The sequence below is a fragment of the uncultured Marinobacter sp. genome (assembly GCF_947488835.1).
Classification (GTDB): domain Bacteria; phylum Pseudomonadota; class Gammaproteobacteria; order Pseudomonadales; family Oleiphilaceae; genus Marinobacter.
The window spans coordinates 120,369-136,361 of record NZ_CANLBK010000004.1 but is presented as its reverse complement, the minus strand read 5'-3'; the positions used below and the strand labels follow the sequence as shown (position 1 = coordinate 136,361).

Sequence of the window (15,993 nt, the reverse complement as noted above, 5' to 3'; positions counted from 1 at the left end):
CCCCACCGGCTCCTGCCATCCTTGGTGTTTGCTGATCGTTTCGTTACATCACTCGGTAGTAACGTTTGTCATCCAGTAATAAATCTATGGTTGTCTTGTCATCTTTTGCGCCTACGTTCAGGTAGACCGTTACCTGGAAACGTAGTTGCAAAGGGTCTGGGCCTTGAGGCAAGGCGACTACATCAACCCGCTTAACTCTGGGCTCGTACTTCTCAATACACTGCCGGATTGCGCTGCGGATCTGGATACTCAGATCGTGAGTACCCAGAGTCGCATCATTGAAGTCCAGCAGTCCCAGTTCTGGCGCACAGGCGCTATTGCCGGGGTGAGCATTGAGCAGTCGAACCAGGTGGCGTTTGATGGAAGCCACCACATGGGTGACCTCGCCCATGCTTTGCCCTTCCGGGGAACTGGCCTGCTCCAATCGTTCGAACAGGCTGCCCCCCATGGGTTGTGCGTCACTACTGAACACGGATTAATCCTTGTCCAGACGGCCTACCAGCGACAGCTCGAAGTTGGCACCCATGTATTTGAAGTGCGGACGCACAGCCAGAGACACCTGGTACCAGCCTGGATCGCCTTCTACATCGGAAACCGTTACCTGAGCGGCGCGCAATGGGCGGCGGCTGCGTACTTCGGCCGGTGGGTTTTCCTGATCAGCCACGTACTGGCGAATCCAGGTATTCAGCTCACGCTCAAGATCCTGACGCTCTTTCCAGGAACCGATCTGCTCGCGCTGCAGCACCTTGATGTAATGAGCCAGGCGGTTAACGATCATCATGTAAGGCAACTGGGTGCCCAACTTGTAGTTGGTTTCCGCTTCCTTGCCTTCCTTGGTGTTCGGGAACTGCTTGGGCTTTTGTACGGAGTTGGCTGAGAAGAATGCGGCGTTATCGCTACCCTTACGCATGGTGAGGGAGATAAAGCCTTCGTCGGCCATTTCGTATTCACGACGATCCGTGATCAGCACTTCGGTCGGGATCTTCGCTTCCAGCTGGCCGAAGGATTCGAACAGGTGAACCGGCAGATCTTCCACCGCACCACCACTCTGTGGGCCGATGATGTTCGGGCACCAGCGGTACTTGGCAAAGCTCTCAGTCAATCGCGTAGCCAGCAAGTATGCAGTGTTACCCCACAGGTAATGCTCGTGATCGCCGGAGACATCTTCCTTGTAGTTGAAGCTGCGCACCGGGTTTTCGCTTGGGTCATAGGGCACCCGTAGCAGGAAACGTGGCGATGTCAGGCCAAGGTAGCGGGCGTCTTCGGATTCACGCAAGGAACGCCACTTGGCGTATTTCGGGCCTTCGAAAACGGCTTTCAGTTCTTTGATTGCCGGCAATTCCTGGTAGCTGTCTACGCCAAAGAATGACGGCGCAACCGAGGACAGGAAAGGCGCGTGGGCCATAGCACCCACAGACGAGACGTACTGCAGCAGCTTCATATCCGGGGTAGACGGTGTGAACGCATAGTTACCAACAACCGCGCCTACCGGCTCGCCGCCGAACTGACCGTATTCTGTGGAATAAATGTGCTTGTAGAAACCGGTCTGGGTAACGTCGGGAGCAAACTCGAAGTCTTCCAGCAGTTCGGTTTTGGTGGCGTGCAGAATGTCCACTTTGATGTTTTCACGGAAATCCGTGCGATCAACCATCAGCTTGAGGCCACGCCAGGAGGACTCCAGTTCCTGCAATTTGGGTGCATGCAGAATTTCATCCATCTGGGCGCTGATCTTGCGATCCAGCTCAACCACCATCTGGTCAACCAAAGCCTTGTTGACCGGCTGGCCTTTTTCTTCGCTTTTCAGAAGGTTGGCAATAAATGTTGCAACGCCTTTGCGGGCGACATCATAGCCCTCGTCAGCCGGAGCCATACGGCTGTTGGCCATAACCTGGTCCAGCAACGAGCCTTCCATAACAGATTCGGAGGCAGCGGATTGCTGCGCAGCAGTATCAGACATACCACATCCCTTCAGTACGTGATTGATATTTGGTGTTGTGTACCGCGTACACGCGGCAGCATCGATTACTCGCCGTCTGTCGCCAGTTCCAGCTCAGACAACAGAGTTTCTCGGGCTTCGTCGTTATCCAGCAATTCCTGCAGCTTGGAACGGAACGAAGGCACGTTACCCAGCGGGCCTTTCAAGGCTACGAGCGCTTCCCGCAGTTCGATGAGCTTCTTCATCTCGGGAACCTGACGGGCAATGCTATCGGGCGAGAAATCATCCAGGGTCTGGAATTCGAGGTTAACCGGCAGTTCGTCGGCCTGATCTTCCAGCTGGTTGGATACAGTAGTGGACAACGTCAGGCCGGCTTCCTTCATGACAGAACGGAAATTGTTCTTGTCGACGGAAATGGCTTTGCGTTCTTCGATGGGGGTTTCTTCGGCGTGCCCTTTAAAATCACCAACGACGAACATCTTCAGCGGCAGTTCGGTTTCGGCCTGCTGATCTCCGGTGGCGGGGACATACTTGATATTGATGCGCTCTTTAGGCGCGACAGAACCGTCTTTAGACGACATGGCTTGCTCCCTGTGCAAATCATTTGCAGTTGTTCAGTCCTTCGTGCGCACCATCCTGGTACGCAACGGCAAAACTGTACACACGTGGATCAGGTTTCTCAAGCAAAAATTGGCCAGCGGTGCCGCAAACTGTGCGCGCGGGCAAACTTTTGCCAAAGTGTTTGTCCCCATGTGTGTACTTGTGACCTACTGGCCATCGCCTTGGTAAATTTGGTCAATGACGGCATCTGGCGTCGTGGCTATACTCCTGAAACCCATAGTTAAAGCTTCAAAGTACTTTCACTACAACCAAGGAGGAGATTGATATGAGCGACGTGAAAACCCGTTTCGAAGAAGCAGTAAACTACATTCAAAATGCCGAAGGCGATTTCAAACCATCCAACGAGATGAAGCTGGAGTTCTACGCACTGTACAAGCAGGGCACCGAAGGCGATGTGTCAGGCAAACGCCCGGGCATGATGGATTTTGTTGGCCGCGCCAAGTATGACGCATGGGAAAAGTGCAAAGGCATGTCGAAAGACGACGCCATGCAGAAGTACATCGACAAGCTCGAAGCCCTGAAGTAAGCCGTCTCTGCTTTTCGATCCCGGCAGAAACACTGCCGGGATCACAACACCTCTGATTTAATGCCTTCGTATATTCTCCGGACTTGTCAGCGGCCGGTCATATTCACATTAAGGGCTTCGTAGGTGCGATTTTCTGGCGGGCGAATCACGTAGTTATTGCTGTGTGTCTGCCCGGGAAGGGATTTTGGATTGCTGAAGCGAAACTCTACCGGTATCTGAGAGCGCCCGAGATCCGTACGGCCATCCCCAGGCTGTATCGCCAAGGGGTCGAGATAGAAGTCGTCGGCACCCGCCTGTTGTACAGGGACACCCTCAGCTGGCGCAGCCAATCCGCCCTCTATCACCGTATCCGACAGCGCATCTTCAGCAATGGAGCGGAAAGGGATAGTTTCCAGCGTTGACCGTTGCTCAACCTCAAACACCTGGCTCTCGCCAGGACTGGTCTGCGCACTGGCCAATCCTGTTACCATGAGCAGGAAAACGGCAGAAGCCAAACCGGAACGCATCAATTCCGGCGCTCTCGAAAAACGATGCAAGAGACTCATGAGATTCACCCTCGAAGACACGCTTTTTATTAATGTGTCAATTTTCGATCAGTCTATCGCCAAACCGGGCGTGTTTCTCAGTTAATTGACCGTTTTGTGACAACTTTCACTGGCCCCGATAAATAAGACCGCCAGTTACGCACCCTCTTTGAACAACAGGAGCAGCCTTGAAGACGCCACTTATCACCCGGCAGGGCTACAACGACCTGCAAAAAGAACACGACGAACTCTGGAGATTTGAACGCCCGGAGGTCACCAGAAAAGTTACCTGGGCAGCCAGCCTTGGCGACCGCAGTGAGAACGCAGACTATCAGTACAATAAAAAGCGGCTCAGGGAGATTGATCGCCGAGTACGCTACCTGCGGCGCTGCCTGGACAACCTGAAGGTGGTTGAATATCACCCGGATCAGGAAGGAAAAGTATTTTTCGGCGCCTGGGTAGAAGTCGAAAACGACGATAGCAAAATCCTGAAGTTCCGAATCGTTGGCTACGATGAGATCTTCAACCGCAATGACTACATCTCCATTGATTCGCCGATGGCCAGGGCTCTGCTGAAAAAAGAAGTGGGAGACGAGGCCGAGGTACGAACCGATGCCGGCACTATCACCTGGTATATCAACTCTATTGGATACGATAAGTAGCGCACCCGAGTAGATATTCTCGCCTGACACTAATCGCCAGATATAAAAAAACCCCGTAAAAACGGGGTAAGGCTAGCGCTGTGCTGGAGGGAGAAGCAAGCGGCTATTAATGCTTGCTTCTTTCTACAATGCCCATTCTCCACACTCGGTATTACCTGGCCCTTGCCGATGAATTACCTTTTGGTCAGGCAACCCTGCGCCGAAAATTAGGTTGTACACTCTAGGGGATGGGGATAGCGTTATGGCATCAAAACTTATATCCGCTTCCAGTTATGGAGATAGCACAAATGAACACACAGAAGCTGCTGAACATGGCTCTTGAAGGCGTAGATGCACTGGGCTTTCGTCTCGACCAAATGGGTATTACCGGAAAGATTAACCGTCACAATATTGCGGCGTTTCTGATGACAGAGCAGAAGCACCTGGAAGGTGAGTGGGACAGCATTCAGGTGCGCCTCAAACTTCGCCGTTCTCAGTTTGAGCGCATCACCCAGCAATTCGAGACCCGAACCGACGCGCTGATCGCACCGGTTATGTCGCAAGTGAACCGGTTCCGCCCAAGCCACTAAGGCTCAGGCGCGATCGGCCTCTGTGGCGCCCGCCGCGTCATCGGTGGTCGATGCGAGTGCCTGCTCCGCCTGGGTAGCCCGTATGCGTTTGCGCACACGGGTAAGCGCGGGCATGTATACAGCAACTGTCAGCCCTGGCGGTTGCTGAGTTTCATCAGTATCGCTTAGTATGATCCGCCCCTTATGAATTTCCGCTACGGCACTTACCAAGCTTAGCCCCAAGCCATTGCCGGGTAGCGAACGACTTTTACCAACCCGATAAAAACGCTGGAATACCTGATCTTTTTCATCGTCGGGAATGCCGATACCGCTATCGCTGACTTCGAAAACAGCATCGTCGCCCTCTCTCCGCACAGCCACACCAATGGCACCGTGCTCTGGCGTGTATTTGATGGCGTTGTCGATGAGGTTACTGATCATCTGAAATAACAGATCCCGATCGCCTTCGAGCACCACACCTGGTTCAAGAGACTGTTCAAATGCCTGATCTTTATCCTCAGCCACAGCCTCATAGAGCTCACAGGCATCAGACACCAATTCGTCCAGAGCTACCCGCTTCATATCAGACGAGTTACCCTTCGTTTCCAGGCGCGCGATACGCAGTAACGCATTAAACGTCGCCAGAAGCTGATCCGCTTCTGCAACAGCGCGGCCGGCCTGCTCCCGGGCCTCATCGTTGTCGACAGACATTAAGGTGTTTTCAAGCTGGTTGCGCAATCGCGTGAGAGGCGTGCGAAGGTCGTGAGCGATGCTGTCAGACACATGGCGGATACCTTCCATCAGATAAACAATCCGGTCCAACATCTGATTCAGGTTTTCTGCCAGCTGATCGAAATCGTCCTCAGTGCCACGGGTAGGTATACGCAGGGAGAGGTGTCCGTTCATTATTCGCCTGGAGGTATTGTTGATGACCTCTATGCGGCGAATGGTATTTCGGCTCATCAAATAGCCGCCGAGCAGTGCCAGCGCAAGGGTGATCCCCATGCCCCAGTTTATGGCCGTTTCAATAACCCGCTTGAGGCTGGTGAGCTCGTCAACATCCCGACCCACCAGCAATCTCAAACCACCCTGAACTTCAAATATTCGAGCCCGGGCCAAGCGTTCTGGCCCTTTCCAGCCCACAGCCGAGCTGAGCGTAAAGTTAACCCAACCACCCTCTGAGGGACTGCCCTCCGGCCAGGTTTCCAGATTGCCGGCCAGCTTGAGAAAATCTTCGGTGGTCAGCAGGTAGATGGTTTTTGCATTGGGATCGCGGGCAACCCGCTCACGAATAATCGTGATCAGGCCGTTTACGCCCCGCCCCCTGTATTGCTCCGCCAGCCCGGCGATTTCTGCTTCAATGGTTTCATCGGTCTGAGCGGTCATAAAACCCGCTGTACGCCAGTAAATAAAGGCCAGTAATAGAAATACCGAGGTGGCAAACACCACCATATACAGCAGGGCAAGCTGGAAGGACGATGTCCTGAGCTGGCTAAGCAGTTTCACGTAACATGTACCCTGCACCCCTGACGGTTTGCAGTAAGGGTGTTTCGAATTCCTTATCGATCTTGGCCCGGAGACGGCTGATGTGCACATCAATCACGTTGGTCTGGGGATCAAAGTGATAATCCCAAACTTTTTCCAGCAGCATGGTCCGGGTGACCACTTGGCCGGCGTTGCGCATCAAGTACTCCAGCAACCGGAATTCCCGGGGCTGAACATCAATATTCTGACCGGAGCGCTTCACTGTTCGGGCCAGCAGATCCATTTCCAGATCGGCTACGCGCAGCACGGTTTCGGTTTCCGCCGACTGGCGGTTCCGGCGAACCAGCGACTCAATCCGGGCCAGAAGCTCGGTGAAGGAGAAAGGCTTGGTAAGGTAGTCATCACCACCACCCCGCAGGCCTTCGACACGATCGTCTACATCACCCAGCGCGCTGAGGATAAGAACCGGCACCTGGTTTCCAGTTGCACGAACCGTTTTGATAATAGAGAGCCCGTCCATGCCCGGAAGCATCCGGTCGACAATCATGATGTCGTACTCTTCACTGGCGGCCATCATCATGCCGTCTTTGCCATCGGCAGCATGATCAACCACGAAGTCTGATTCTTTCAGCCCCTTAACAAGATAATTTGCTACGTCCTGATCGTCTTCGATTACCAGCGCTTTCACCGGATCCCCTCCTGATAGCGGATTACATTAACAACAGAGTACGAATAACTTGGAGCACCGGCCAGTTACGATCTTGTAAGAGGGTGTCGCCAACGGCGACGGTCGATTCTATGACGGCAACCAATGCAAGCTATCTGCCGTAGCTCCGGAGGGCAGATACTCTGCACTTACCCAGCCGTCATAATCCATTTTATCGATGGCGGAAAAAACATTCGAAAAGTTAATCTCACCAGTTCCCGGCTCATGTCGCCCCGGATTATCGGCAAACTGGATATGCCCAATCCACGGCAGCAAACACTCCATGGATCGCACAAGGTCACCCTGCATGATTTGCATGTGGTAGATGTCATATTGCAGGCGCAGGTTATCGGCATCCACTTCCTCAATCAGCGCCATGACTCTGGCGGACGTATCAAGAAAGAAGCGGGGCATATCAACCCGCGAATTTATTGCCTCAACGCACAGCGTAATACCCTCACCCTCCAGCCTGTCCGCTGCCCAGGTCACGTTCGCCACCAGCGTTTGCCAGGCCATATCGTCATCAAGCTCCACCGGCTTCAATCCAGCCAGACAGTTCAGCCGCTTGCACCCAAGGGCCCGGGCATACTCAATGGCCTTATCCAGCCCGGCTCGGAACTCATCAACCCTGTCGGGTAAACAAGCAATGCCGCGCTCACCTGCCTCCCAGTCACCCGGCGGAAGATTGAACAAAACCTGAGTCAAACCATTGTCTTTCAGAGCTTTACTCAGCTCCTCCTTGGGCCACTCATAGGGGAAAAGATACTCCACACCCCTAAACCCGGCCTCCGCCGCTTTGGCAAAACGCTCGGTAAACGGCACTTCTGTAAACAACATCGAAAGGTTTGCAGCAAAACGCGGCACGGCAGTTACTCCTTTGAACCTGAACCCACAGCTCCAAGGCGAGCGCGGTTAATATGTTCCAACTCAAGCAGCAGCCCACTGTGATCTGCATCGCTATGGCCATTGGCGACCAGAGACAAATATTCATTGTGCACCTGTTGCGACAACGGCAGCGTTAACCCTTCTGCCCGGGCCTCATCCAGAATCATCCGCATGTCCTTCAGTTGAATACGCGCCGGCGCACCTGGCGCAAAATCCCGATCGATCATGCGCTGGCCATGCAACTCCAGAATCCGACTCCCAGCAAAGCCGCCCATAAGCGCCTCCCGCACTGCCGCCGGATCAGCCCCACCCTTGGCAGCCAGCAACAAAGCTTCAGACACCGCCCCTATGGTTATCCCGACAATTGCCTGATTGGCCAATTTGGCAAGCTGCCCGGCGCCAACCGGCCCTATCCTCGTGCACTTACCCAGCACCTCAAACACGGGCAAAGCCCTGGAAACATCTTCCTCTGACCCGCCCGCCATAATACTTAACCGCGCTTCCTGAGCACCCAGAGTGCCACCGGAAACCGGCGCATCGACATAACCAGCGCCCTTTTCTGCCGCGAGAGCAGCATGCCGCCGAGCGACCGAAGGCTGAATGGAACTCATATCAATCACCAGGGCACCCGGCTTTAAAGCTGCCATAGCACCACTGGTAACCAACACCTGCTCTACCACATCGCTGTTTTCCAGCATGGTGATCACCACATCGGCGGTTCGCACTGCGTCAGAGGGGCTTTCAGCTAACCTTGCCTCACTGGCAAACGGCTCACACTTGTTAGCGGTGCGGTTCCACACAGTCATTGGAAAGCCTGAATCCAGCAGATTGCGGGTCATGGGCGTGCCCATCAGGCCGATGCCAAGAAATGCAATCTGAGGGAGTTTTTTTGTCATGTTAGCGGTCTCGACTTCAGGTAGCGGGAAGAAGCGGTAGGGCGGGCCTTTCCAAAACCCTGCGGAGCCATGGATGGCGGAGCGGAGCCTACAGGGACGTATTCACGGCGTGTTTTGGAAAGGCCCGCCCTACCGCTTCGTGCACCAAACTATAAGCCACAGAAGGCACAAACAAAAACGCCACCAACCGGAACCGGTGGTGGCGCTTTTAGAACACTCTAAACTGAACAGCCTGATCAGGCAGCTTCTTCAGTCATCTGCGTACGGATTTTCTTCATGGCATTCTTCTCCAACTGGCGAATACGCTCAGCTGAAATACCGTACTTGTCGGCCAACTGGTGCAGCGTTGCCTTGCTCTCGGACAACCAGCGCTCCCGCAGAATATCCTGACTGCGCTCATCAAGCATTTCCAGAGCTTCCATCAGACGACCGTTGGAATCCTCCGTCCAATCCGCTTTTTCGAGCTGAACGGCAGGGTCGCTACGATGGTCTTCCAGGTAATACGCCGGCGCCTTGTAAGCACTGTCGTCATCATCGTCCATCGGGCCATCAAAGGCCGTATCGTGGGAGGCCAGCCGGCCTTCCATTTCCCGCACAACTCTTGGCTCAACACCCAAATCGTCTGCCACTGCATGCAGTTCGTCGTGGCTTAGCCAAGCCAACTTCTTCTTCTGGCTGCGCAAATTGAAAAACAGTTTACGCTGGGACTTGGTGGTCGCCACTTTCACAATGCGCCAATTGCGCAGAATGAACTCGTGAATTTCTGCCTTGATCCAGTGCACGGCAAAGGACACAAGCCGAACGCCGTACTCCGGGTTGAAACGCTTGACGGCCTTCATAAGGCCGACGTTGCCTTCCTGAATCAGATCAGCCTGCGCCAAACCATAACCGGAATAGCTGCGGGCAATGTGAATAACGAAGCGCAGGTGCGACAGAACCATCTGGCGGGCTGCATCTACGTCTTCATCGTAATGAAGGCGCTCGGCCAGCTCTCGCTCTTCATCCACGGTCAGCACCGGAATGCGGCTCGCGGCCTGAATGTATGCCTCGAGATTGGCGCCCGGAACCAGTCTTTCAATAAGCTGTAAACTCGTACCCATGCTTTAACCTCCGAACCTGACGGTCGCATAATATAGCGAATAAAGATTGGACCGCCAAGAACCTTAAAAGTTCCCGAATCTCTCCAGTAAAACGTTTTAAATCAACAAAATGGAGAATTCGCCCTGACTTTCGCTAACTTAGAAACTACCCCGGAACAGATCCGTATTCAATACGCTTTTACCGCAATCCGGATCACTAACCGCCAGCAATTTCACCTGGCTCAATATCGTCCAGATGGCGTTTTACCGCTATCCAGGCGCCCAGCCAGCCTAGCAGCATCGCTGCAATAATCAATGCAAACACACCGTCAAAACTCAGGCCGCTCAGCGAGAAGTCGCTACTGTACAAGCCCGCAAGGCGTTCGATGGGGCCACTAAGCCACCAAAGAGAGAGTTGCAGCAGTATCCAGGCAACAACACCACCGCCCAGACCAAACCATGCACCCGTGTAGAGGAAGGGTCTGCGCACAAAGCCATCCGTTCCCCCGACCAGCTTGGCCACCAGGATCTCATCGCGACGGCTTTCAATGGACAGCCTTACCGTATTGCCGATCACCAGCACCACCGCTGCCGCCAGCAGGATTGCAAGCGCCCACACGGCCCGCGCAAGCAGATCTGTCATGGCATTGAGCCGCTGCAACCAGCCCAGATCAACCTGAACCCGCTCAACGCCTTCCATGCTTTCAATAAACATCAGCAGGCTTGCTACGCCGTCTGCCGTCCTTGCACTCTCCTCAGGCGTAATCAACAGCGTATGGGGCAAAGGGTTCTCCTCCAGATAGTCCAGCGCATCATCAAGCCCCGACGATGCCCGGAATTCTGCCAATGCTCGATCGCGGTCAATCAGTTCAAGTTCAGCGACACGTCCGTCTGCGCCAATTTCATCAGCCAGTTTGCGGGTCTGCTCAAGATTGGCGTCCAAGCTCATATAAGCGGTTACCCGGGCACCACTCTCCCAGCCCGAGCTCACACCCTGAAGGCTGGTCAACAAAAGCAGGAGCGCAACTGGTAACGCCAAGGCAACGCCCATGACCGTCCAGGTCATCAAGCTTGCCACCGGGGTTTGCCAGAGGCGCGAAGCACTGTCACGGGCCACTTTTCGATGATGAATGAAGTAGGATTCCGCCTGCTCGCGCCAGGGTGAGCGGGAGGTTTTGGCGCCCCTGGCAACATCCGGTTTACGGGGTTTACGTGAAGGATCAACGGCCACGGAAACCTCCTTGTAGTGGGGTACCGCCCGCAATCAGGTTGCCGTGATCGAGAGTCAGTGTGCGCCTACCCATTTCATTTATCAGGGCAAGATCGTGGCTGGCGATCAGCACCGTTACACCTACCTGGCTGAATTGGGCAAACAGATTCATGATGTCTGCAGACAGCTCAGGGTCCAGGTTACCTGTAGGCTCATCTGCCAGCAGGAGCGGTGGCTTGTTCACCACAGCCCGCGCGATACCCACGCGCTGCTGCTCACCACCCGATAACTGCAGGGGGTTCATTTTTTCCTTGCTGAGCAATCCCACTTTATCCAGCGCTGCACGTACACGCCGGCCCACATCGCGGGGAGAGGCGCCCATAACTTCCAGGGGCATAGCCACGTTATCAAACACTGTGCGGTCAAAAAGTAACTGGTGATTCTGAAAGACCACACCGATGTGCCGGCGTATGTAGGGAATCTGCCTTCTCGGAAGACGATTGAGCACTTGGCCACCAACCACCACTTCACCGGCAGTGGGGCGCTCCATAACCATGAGCAGTTTCAGCAGGGTACTTTTGCCCGCACCTGAATGCCCCGTCAGAAACGCCAGCTCACCGCGATCCAGGTGAAAATTCACCTGTCGCAACGCCGTATGGTCACTATCATACCGCTTGGTAACCTGGCGGAATTCAATCATAACGGGCTACTGCTCCAAAAATCCGGGTTGTTTAGCAAGCTAGTCTGCAAACAGTGCGTCCACAAAGGTTTCAGCATCGAAGCTGCGCAGGTCATCAACCTGCTCACCAACCCCGATAAAACGGATAGGGAGCTGCAACTGGCGGGCAATGGCGAACACGATACCGCCTTTGGCCGTGCCGTCCAGTTTCGTTAGGGTGATGCCACTCACGCCAACCGCTTTCTGGAACACTTGCGCCTGGCTCAAGGCGTTCTGCCCCGTACCAGCGTCCAACACCAGCATGACTTCGTGGGGTGCCGTGTCATCCAGCTTTTTCATAACCCGGACAACCTTTTCCAGCTCACCCATCAGGTTGTCTTTGTTCTGCAATCGACCTGCAGTATCGGCGATCACCACATCCACTCCCCGTGATTGGCCCGACTGGATCGCGTCAAAAATAACAGAAGCACTGTCGGCACCCGTGTGCTGAGCAACCACTGGAACGTTGTTGCGCTCACCCCAAACTTGTAGCTGCTCAACGGCGGCCGCACGGAAGGTATCACCAGCCGCCAGCATCACTGACTTGCCTTCGCTCTGGAGCTTTTTAGTGAGTTTGCCAATGGTGGTGGTCTTGCCTACGCCATTCACGCCGACCATCAGGATCACATAGGGCTTGGTTCCGGCGTCAATTGTCAGCGGTTTGGTGACGCCTTTTAGCAGGCCATGCAACTCATCACGCAACGCCTTGCGCAGCGCTTCGCCATCTTTAAGCTGGTTGCGCTGGAGCTTGTCGGTAAGGGATTCAATAATTTCAGAGGTAGCCGTCACGCCCACATCCGCCATCAGCAGTGTGGTTTCGATTTCTTCCAGCAGGTCTTCATCAATTTTCTTGCCAACCGAAAACAGGTCAGCCATGCCGCCGGTCAGGCTTGCACGGGTTTTACCCAAGCCTTGCTTGATGCGCTCAAAAACACTGAGTTGTGGTGCAGCTTCTGGCTCAGGAACCTTCTCCGGGGTGGGCTCTGGCACCAACGCAGGCTCAACAGCCGCAGGTACCTCGGCGGCCTCTTCAGGCAGGGGCTCAGGGGCAGCGTCAGGAGCCTTCTTCTCAACTGGCTTTTCCGACTCAGGGCCTTTGACTGCCTCGGGCTTGCGCTGGGGCACGGGTTTCGGCCGCGGCACACGGCGACGATTGCTGGCGATGTCCAGAAAAAACACACATACAAGAAGGGCCAATAGGCCGACCGAAATCCACTCTGCCATCATAAAGTCATACCATCAGTCTGATTGGGCGGGACAAATAAAGCGCATATTCTAGCAGACTGTCCCAGCGAAGTGAGACCGCTGTGGATTATCATGGGAGGTATGATTTCCGCTAATATACGCCAGCCACAAATATTACAGCCCGCACCCGGAGCCAACCACATGACCCGCAGAAATTCCTCAGGCCCGAGCTTTTCAAACAAGCCCTCCAAAGGAGCCACCAGGAGCAAGGGTGCCGGGGGCGAGCTGCGCATTATCGGGGGCGACTGGCGCAGCCGAAAATTACGCTTCCCGGATGCCGGAGGCGTTCGCCCAACACCCGCACGCACACGGGAAACCCTGTTTAACTGGCTATCATTTCACATTGCAGGAAGCGATTGTCTGGATTTGTTTGCCGGCTCCGGCGCCCTGGGGCTAGAAGCACTCTCCAGGGGTGCAGCCCAAGCCACGCTGGTTGATAACAACGCCGCTTTAGCAACCGCGTTGCGAGGCAATCTCAGGCTGCTGGGCTCCGAATCCGGGACTGCAGTATGTGGCGATGTATGCACCTACCTGGGCGAGCGCAATCGGCAGCCGTTCGACATTGTGTTCATGGACCCGCCGTTCCACCAAGGCTGGCTGACGACGCTGATTCCGCTACTGGATTCTCAGGGCTGGGTGAAACCTGGGGGCTGGGTGTACGTGGAACATGAAAGTGACCTGCCTTCACCGGGTGCACCCGCCAACTGGCAACTGCACCGGCAAAAAACCGCAGGTCAGGTCACTTACTGCTTATATCGGGTGGCTCAAGCCGCCGGGCGCAGCGAATAAGCCCGCAAATGGGCGGCAAACTCTTCCAGATAGCGGATGCCGCTGGCCTCAGCATCTTTGCACCATTCCATCAGCGCCTGCAGTTTATCCTGCGGCTTAAGGCCGCGCTGGCGCCAGAGTGCCTGTAACTCGTTGCTCATCTCATAAATCTGACGCAACACGGCGTTGCTTTCGAGAACCGACTCCAGTGTCTCTTTATCACACGGCTTTATCAGCGTTATTTCCCGCGACAGAAGCTGCTTGAGCTTACGATACCTGGGCCGGATTTCATCATCCATCAGGCTCTTTTGCTGACGTAAAACAGGCTCTGTCACACGTTTACGGTACTGGCGCATGATATCAAAACGATTGTTGGCAATGGCCTGCACGGTTTCTACATCCACATCCTGCTTGCCCGGAACGTAATGGGCAATTGGCCGGTAACCTTTGGGCTTAGCAAGACCAAACGCCTGAAACAGGCGAATGTAACCCCAACCAATATCCACTTCGTACCAGCGGCGTGAGAGCTTGGAAGAATTCGGGTAAGTGTGATGATTATTGTGCAACTCTTCACCACCGATCAGAATTCCCAGAGGAGAAATGTTGCGCGCATTATCAGTGCACTCAAAATTCCGGTAGCCCATCCAGTGACCGATACCGTTCACCACGCCCGCGGCCCAGAAGGGTATCCAGACCATTTGCACTGCCCAAATCCAGATGCCATTAACACCGAAAAGCGCCAGGTTAATGACCGCCATCAGAATAATGCCCAGCGCCCTGTGGCGACTGTATATATTGCGCTCTATCCAGTCATCCGGCGTTCGCTGACCATAGCGCTCAAGATTCTCTGAGGTCGCAGCTGAGGCGTATAGCTCTGCACCTTCAAACAACACCTTCTTTATACCAAGTACCACCGGACTATGTGGATCTTCAGCGGTTTCACACTTGGCGTGATGCTTACGATGGATCGCAGTCCATTCTTTGGTATTCTGCGCAGTGGTCAGCCATAACCAGAAGCGGAAAAAATGCTTCAGTGCAGGATGCAGATCAAGCGAGTTGTGGGCCGAATGGCGATGCAAATAAAGCGTTACACTGATAATCGTGACGTGGGTCATGCCCAGAACAACCAGAATCAACTGCATCACCGACAGGTCAAGGAGACCGTTAAACCACATAATTAATCCTCAAATCAAAACCAGAAGCGACCTTACAGGCGCCTGTCAGGAGCAGTTTAGCGTACAGGTGTTAGCTAAAACAACAAGCTTTAAAGGCAAGTTTGCTACCGTTCACATTTGCACCACATTGCACCTTAAAATTTGACCGGAGACTGGTTGAATGCCCGAATTACCCGAAGTTGAAACCACAAGGCGCGGCATCGCACCCCACTGTGAAGGTCAAACCATTGACCAGATCAAAGTACGGAATGGCCGTCTGCGCTGGCCCGTGCCCGGCAATATTGCCGCGCAAATGGACGGCCAGGTTATCCGCACTGTGGAGCGGCGAGCGAAATACCTGTTTCTGAACCTCGACCATGGCACTGCGATCGTTCATCTGGGCATGTCGGGCAGCCTTCGCATCATCACCGATGGCGCACCGGCAGAGAAACACGATCACATCGACCTTGTGCTGCATTCCGGGGTAACTCTGCGCTTTAATGACCCCCGCCGCTTTGGCTGCTGGCTGTGGGCCGATTCGGCACCAGCTCACCCCCTGATTGCCAGCCTGGGGCCGGAACCGCTATCGGTAGAGTTTACTGGCCGAATGCTGTTCCGGTTATCGCGCTCCAGAAACACCCCGGTGAAATCCTTCATCATGGACAACCATGTGGTGGTCGGCGTGGGCAACATTTACGCCAACGAAGCCCTGTTCCACGCGGGCATTCATCCCAAGCGCAAGGCCGGCCGCATCAGTCTCGATCGCTACCTGCGCCTTGCGGAAGCCATCCGGGAAATCCTCAGCGCCGCGATCCTGATGGGCGGAACCACGTTACGAGACTTCGTGAACAGCGATGGCAAGCCAGGCTATTTTGCCCAGTCACTGCTGGTTTACGGCCGGGCCGGAGAGCCCTGCCCGAACTGCGAAGCATCGCTGAAGGAAATCCGCATGAATGGACGATCTACCGTGTACTGCACACGATGCCAACGGTAGCTCAGGACCGCAGACCTGCGCCCAACATCCGTAATA

General features: G+C 54.6%; 18 protein-coding genes. 5 read left to right on the top strand and 13 right to left on the bottom strand.

Annotated elements, in window-relative coordinates; all coding sequences use genetic code 11:
• Positions 1-43: 43 nt before the first annotated feature.
• The 3 genes from tssE to tssB form a co-directional block, all read right to left on the bottom strand.
• Positions 44-448, bottom strand: a complete 405-nt coding sequence (tssE, locus tag Q0824_RS14280; RefSeq protein ID WP_298452644.1) for a type VI secretion system baseplate subunit TssE — start codon at positions 446-448, stop codon at positions 44-46.
• Between the two features lie 27 nt (positions 449-475).
• A complete protein-coding gene (gene tssC / locus Q0824_RS14275) occupies positions 476-1,957 on the bottom strand; it encodes a type VI secretion system contractile sheath large subunit (RefSeq protein WP_200369856.1) in 1,482 nt (493 codons plus the stop codon).
• 65 nt (positions 1,958-2,022) lie between these two features.
• Positions 2,023-2,517, bottom strand: coding sequence for a type VI secretion system contractile sheath small subunit (gene tssB / locus Q0824_RS14270; RefSeq protein ID WP_298452056.1), 495 nt, complete (start codon positions 2,515-2,517; stop codon positions 2,023-2,025).
• A 305-nt stretch (positions 2,518-2,822) separates the two neighbouring features.
• Here tssB and Q0824_RS14265 point away from each other — a divergent pair, with 305 nt between their 5' ends.
• Entirely contained in the window at positions 2,823-3,083 is a 261-nt protein-coding gene (locus tag Q0824_RS14265) for an acyl-CoA-binding protein (protein WP_298452054.1), read from the top strand.
• 86 nt (positions 3,084-3,169) lie between these two features.
• Here the strand turns inward: Q0824_RS14265 and Q0824_RS14260 are convergent, their stop codons facing one another.
• Positions 3,170-3,628, bottom strand: a complete 459-nt coding sequence (locus Q0824_RS14260; RefSeq protein ID WP_366521666.1) for a hypothetical protein — start codon at positions 3,626-3,628, stop codon at positions 3,170-3,172.
• Positions 3,629-3,795: 167 nt separating this feature from the next.
• On the opposite strand from Q0824_RS14260, the gene greB reads away from it, so the two are divergent.
• Both greB and Q0824_RS14250 read left to right on the top strand, forming a co-directional pair.
• The gene (greB, locus tag Q0824_RS14255; RefSeq protein ID WP_298452051.1) at positions 3,796-4,269 is read left to right on the top strand and encodes a transcription elongation factor GreB; all 474 of its coding nucleotides are present in this window, start codon (positions 3,796-3,798) and stop codon (positions 4,267-4,269) included.
• 287 nt (positions 4,270-4,556) lie between these two features.
• Positions 4,557-4,838 (top strand): hypothetical protein, encoded by a 282-nt coding sequence (locus Q0824_RS14250; RefSeq protein ID WP_298452048.1) that lies wholly within the window; start codon positions 4,557-4,559, stop codon positions 4,836-4,838.
• 3 nt (positions 4,839-4,841) lie between these two features.
• Here Q0824_RS14250 and Q0824_RS14245 read toward each other — a convergent pair whose 3' ends face one another.
• From Q0824_RS14245 to ftsY, 8 genes are all read right to left on the bottom strand, one after another.
• Positions 4,842-6,323 carry a HAMP domain-containing sensor histidine kinase gene (locus Q0824_RS14245; protein ID WP_298452045.1) on the bottom strand — a complete coding sequence of 494 codons (1,482 nt, stop codon included), beginning with the start codon at positions 6,321-6,323 and terminating at the stop codon, positions 4,842-4,844.
• Positions 6,310-6,990, bottom strand: coding sequence for a response regulator transcription factor (locus Q0824_RS14240; RefSeq protein WP_100637889.1), 681 nt, complete (start codon positions 6,988-6,990; stop codon positions 6,310-6,312). The genes Q0824_RS14245 and Q0824_RS14240 overlap by 14 nt, the downstream gene beginning before the upstream one ends.
• Before the next feature lie 108 nt (positions 6,991-7,098).
• Entirely contained in the window at positions 7,099-7,872 is a 774-nt protein-coding gene (gene hyi, locus Q0824_RS14235; protein WP_298452041.1) for a hydroxypyruvate isomerase, read from the bottom strand.
• 5 nt (positions 7,873-7,877) lie between these two features.
• Positions 7,878-8,789, bottom strand: a complete 912-nt coding sequence (locus tag Q0824_RS14230) for an NAD(P)-dependent oxidoreductase (RefSeq protein ID WP_298452038.1) — start codon at positions 8,787-8,789, stop codon at positions 7,878-7,880.
• Positions 8,790-9,025: 236 nt separating this feature from the next.
• Entirely contained in the window at positions 9,026-9,889 is an 864-nt protein-coding gene (gene rpoH / locus Q0824_RS14225; protein ID WP_298452034.1) for an RNA polymerase sigma factor RpoH, read from the bottom strand.
• A 196-nt stretch (positions 9,890-10,085) separates the two neighbouring features.
• Positions 10,086-11,099 carry a permease-like cell division protein FtsX gene (gene ftsX, locus Q0824_RS14220; RefSeq protein ID WP_298452031.1) on the bottom strand — a complete coding sequence of 338 codons (1,014 nt, stop codon included), beginning with the start codon at positions 11,097-11,099 and terminating at the stop codon, positions 10,086-10,088.
• The gene (ftsE, locus tag Q0824_RS14215) at positions 11,089-11,778 is read right to left on the bottom strand and encodes a cell division ATP-binding protein FtsE (RefSeq protein ID WP_298452028.1); all 690 of its coding nucleotides are present in this window, start codon (positions 11,776-11,778) and stop codon (positions 11,089-11,091) included. Before ftsE ends, ftsX begins: the two co-directional genes overlap by 11 nt.
• Before the next feature lie 39 nt (positions 11,779-11,817).
• Positions 11,818-13,023 carry a signal recognition particle-docking protein FtsY gene (gene ftsY / locus Q0824_RS14210; RefSeq protein ID WP_298452026.1) on the bottom strand — a complete coding sequence of 402 codons (1,206 nt, stop codon included), beginning with the start codon at positions 13,021-13,023 and terminating at the stop codon, positions 11,818-11,820.
• A gap of 159 nt (positions 13,024-13,182) precedes the next feature.
• Between ftsY and rsmD the strand changes: the two genes are divergently transcribed.
• Positions 13,183-13,830: a 16S rRNA (guanine(966)-N(2))-methyltransferase RsmD gene (gene rsmD / locus Q0824_RS14205; protein WP_298452023.1), complete on the top strand. Its 648-nt coding sequence runs from the start codon at positions 13,183-13,185 to the stop codon at positions 13,828-13,830.
• Here the strand turns inward: rsmD and Q0824_RS14200 are convergent.
• Positions 13,806-14,984 (bottom strand): fatty acid desaturase, encoded by a 1,179-nt coding sequence (locus Q0824_RS14200; protein ID WP_298452020.1) that lies wholly within the window; start codon positions 14,982-14,984, stop codon positions 13,806-13,808. The genes rsmD and Q0824_RS14200 overlap by 25 nt on opposite strands.
• Positions 14,985-15,144: 160 nt before the next feature.
• On the opposite strand from Q0824_RS14200, the gene mutM reads away from it, so the two are divergent.
• Positions 15,145-15,957: a bifunctional DNA-formamidopyrimidine glycosylase/DNA-(apurinic or apyrimidinic site) lyase gene (gene mutM, locus Q0824_RS14195; RefSeq protein ID WP_298452017.1), complete on the top strand. Its 813-nt coding sequence runs from the start codon at positions 15,145-15,147 to the stop codon at positions 15,955-15,957.
• Positions 15,958-15,993: the final 36 nt, after the last annotated feature.

Excerpts from the sequence above, each read along its gene's own strand:
- tssE (WP_298452644.1), bottom strand. The coding sequence starts at position 448 with ATGGGGGGCAGCCTGTTCGAACGATTGGAGCAGGCCAGTTCCCCGGAA.
- tssC (WP_200369856.1), bottom strand. The coding sequence starts at position 1,957 with ATGTCTGATACTGCTGCGCAGCAATCCGCTGCCTCCGAATCTGTTATG.
- tssB (WP_298452056.1), bottom strand. The coding sequence starts at position 2,517 with ATGTCGTCTAAAGACGGTTCTGTCGCGCCTAAAGAGCGCATCAATATC.
- Q0824_RS14265 (WP_298452054.1), top strand. The coding sequence starts at position 2,823 with ATGAGCGACGTGAAAACCCGTTTCGAAGAAGCAGTAAACTACATTCAA.
- Q0824_RS14260 (WP_366521666.1), bottom strand. The coding sequence starts at position 3,628 with ATGAGTCTCTTGCATCGTTTTTCGAGAGCGCCGGAATTGATGCGTTCC.
- Q0824_RS14250 (WP_298452048.1), top strand. The coding sequence starts at position 4,557 with ATGAACACACAGAAGCTGCTGAACATGGCTCTTGAAGGCGTAGATGCA.
- Q0824_RS14230 (WP_298452038.1), bottom strand. The coding sequence starts at position 8,789 with ATGACAAAAAAACTCCCTCAGATTGCATTTCTTGGCATCGGCCTGATG.
- rpoH (WP_298452034.1), bottom strand. The coding sequence starts at position 9,889 with ATGGGTACGAGTTTACAGCTTATTGAAAGACTGGTTCCGGGCGCCAAT.
- ftsE (WP_298452028.1), bottom strand. The coding sequence starts at position 11,778 with ATGATTGAATTCCGCCAGGTTACCAAGCGGTATGATAGTGACCATACG.
- ftsY (WP_298452026.1), bottom strand. The coding sequence starts at position 13,023 with ATGATGGCAGAGTGGATTTCGGTCGGCCTATTGGCCCTTCTTGTATGT.
- rsmD (WP_298452023.1), top strand. The coding sequence starts at position 13,183 with ATGACCCGCAGAAATTCCTCAGGCCCGAGCTTTTCAAACAAGCCCTCC.
- Q0824_RS14200 (WP_298452020.1), bottom strand. The coding sequence starts at position 14,984 with ATGTGGTTTAACGGTCTCCTTGACCTGTCGGTGATGCAGTTGATTCTG.
- mutM (WP_298452017.1), top strand. The coding sequence starts at position 15,145 with ATGCCCGAATTACCCGAAGTTGAAACCACAAGGCGCGGCATCGCACCC.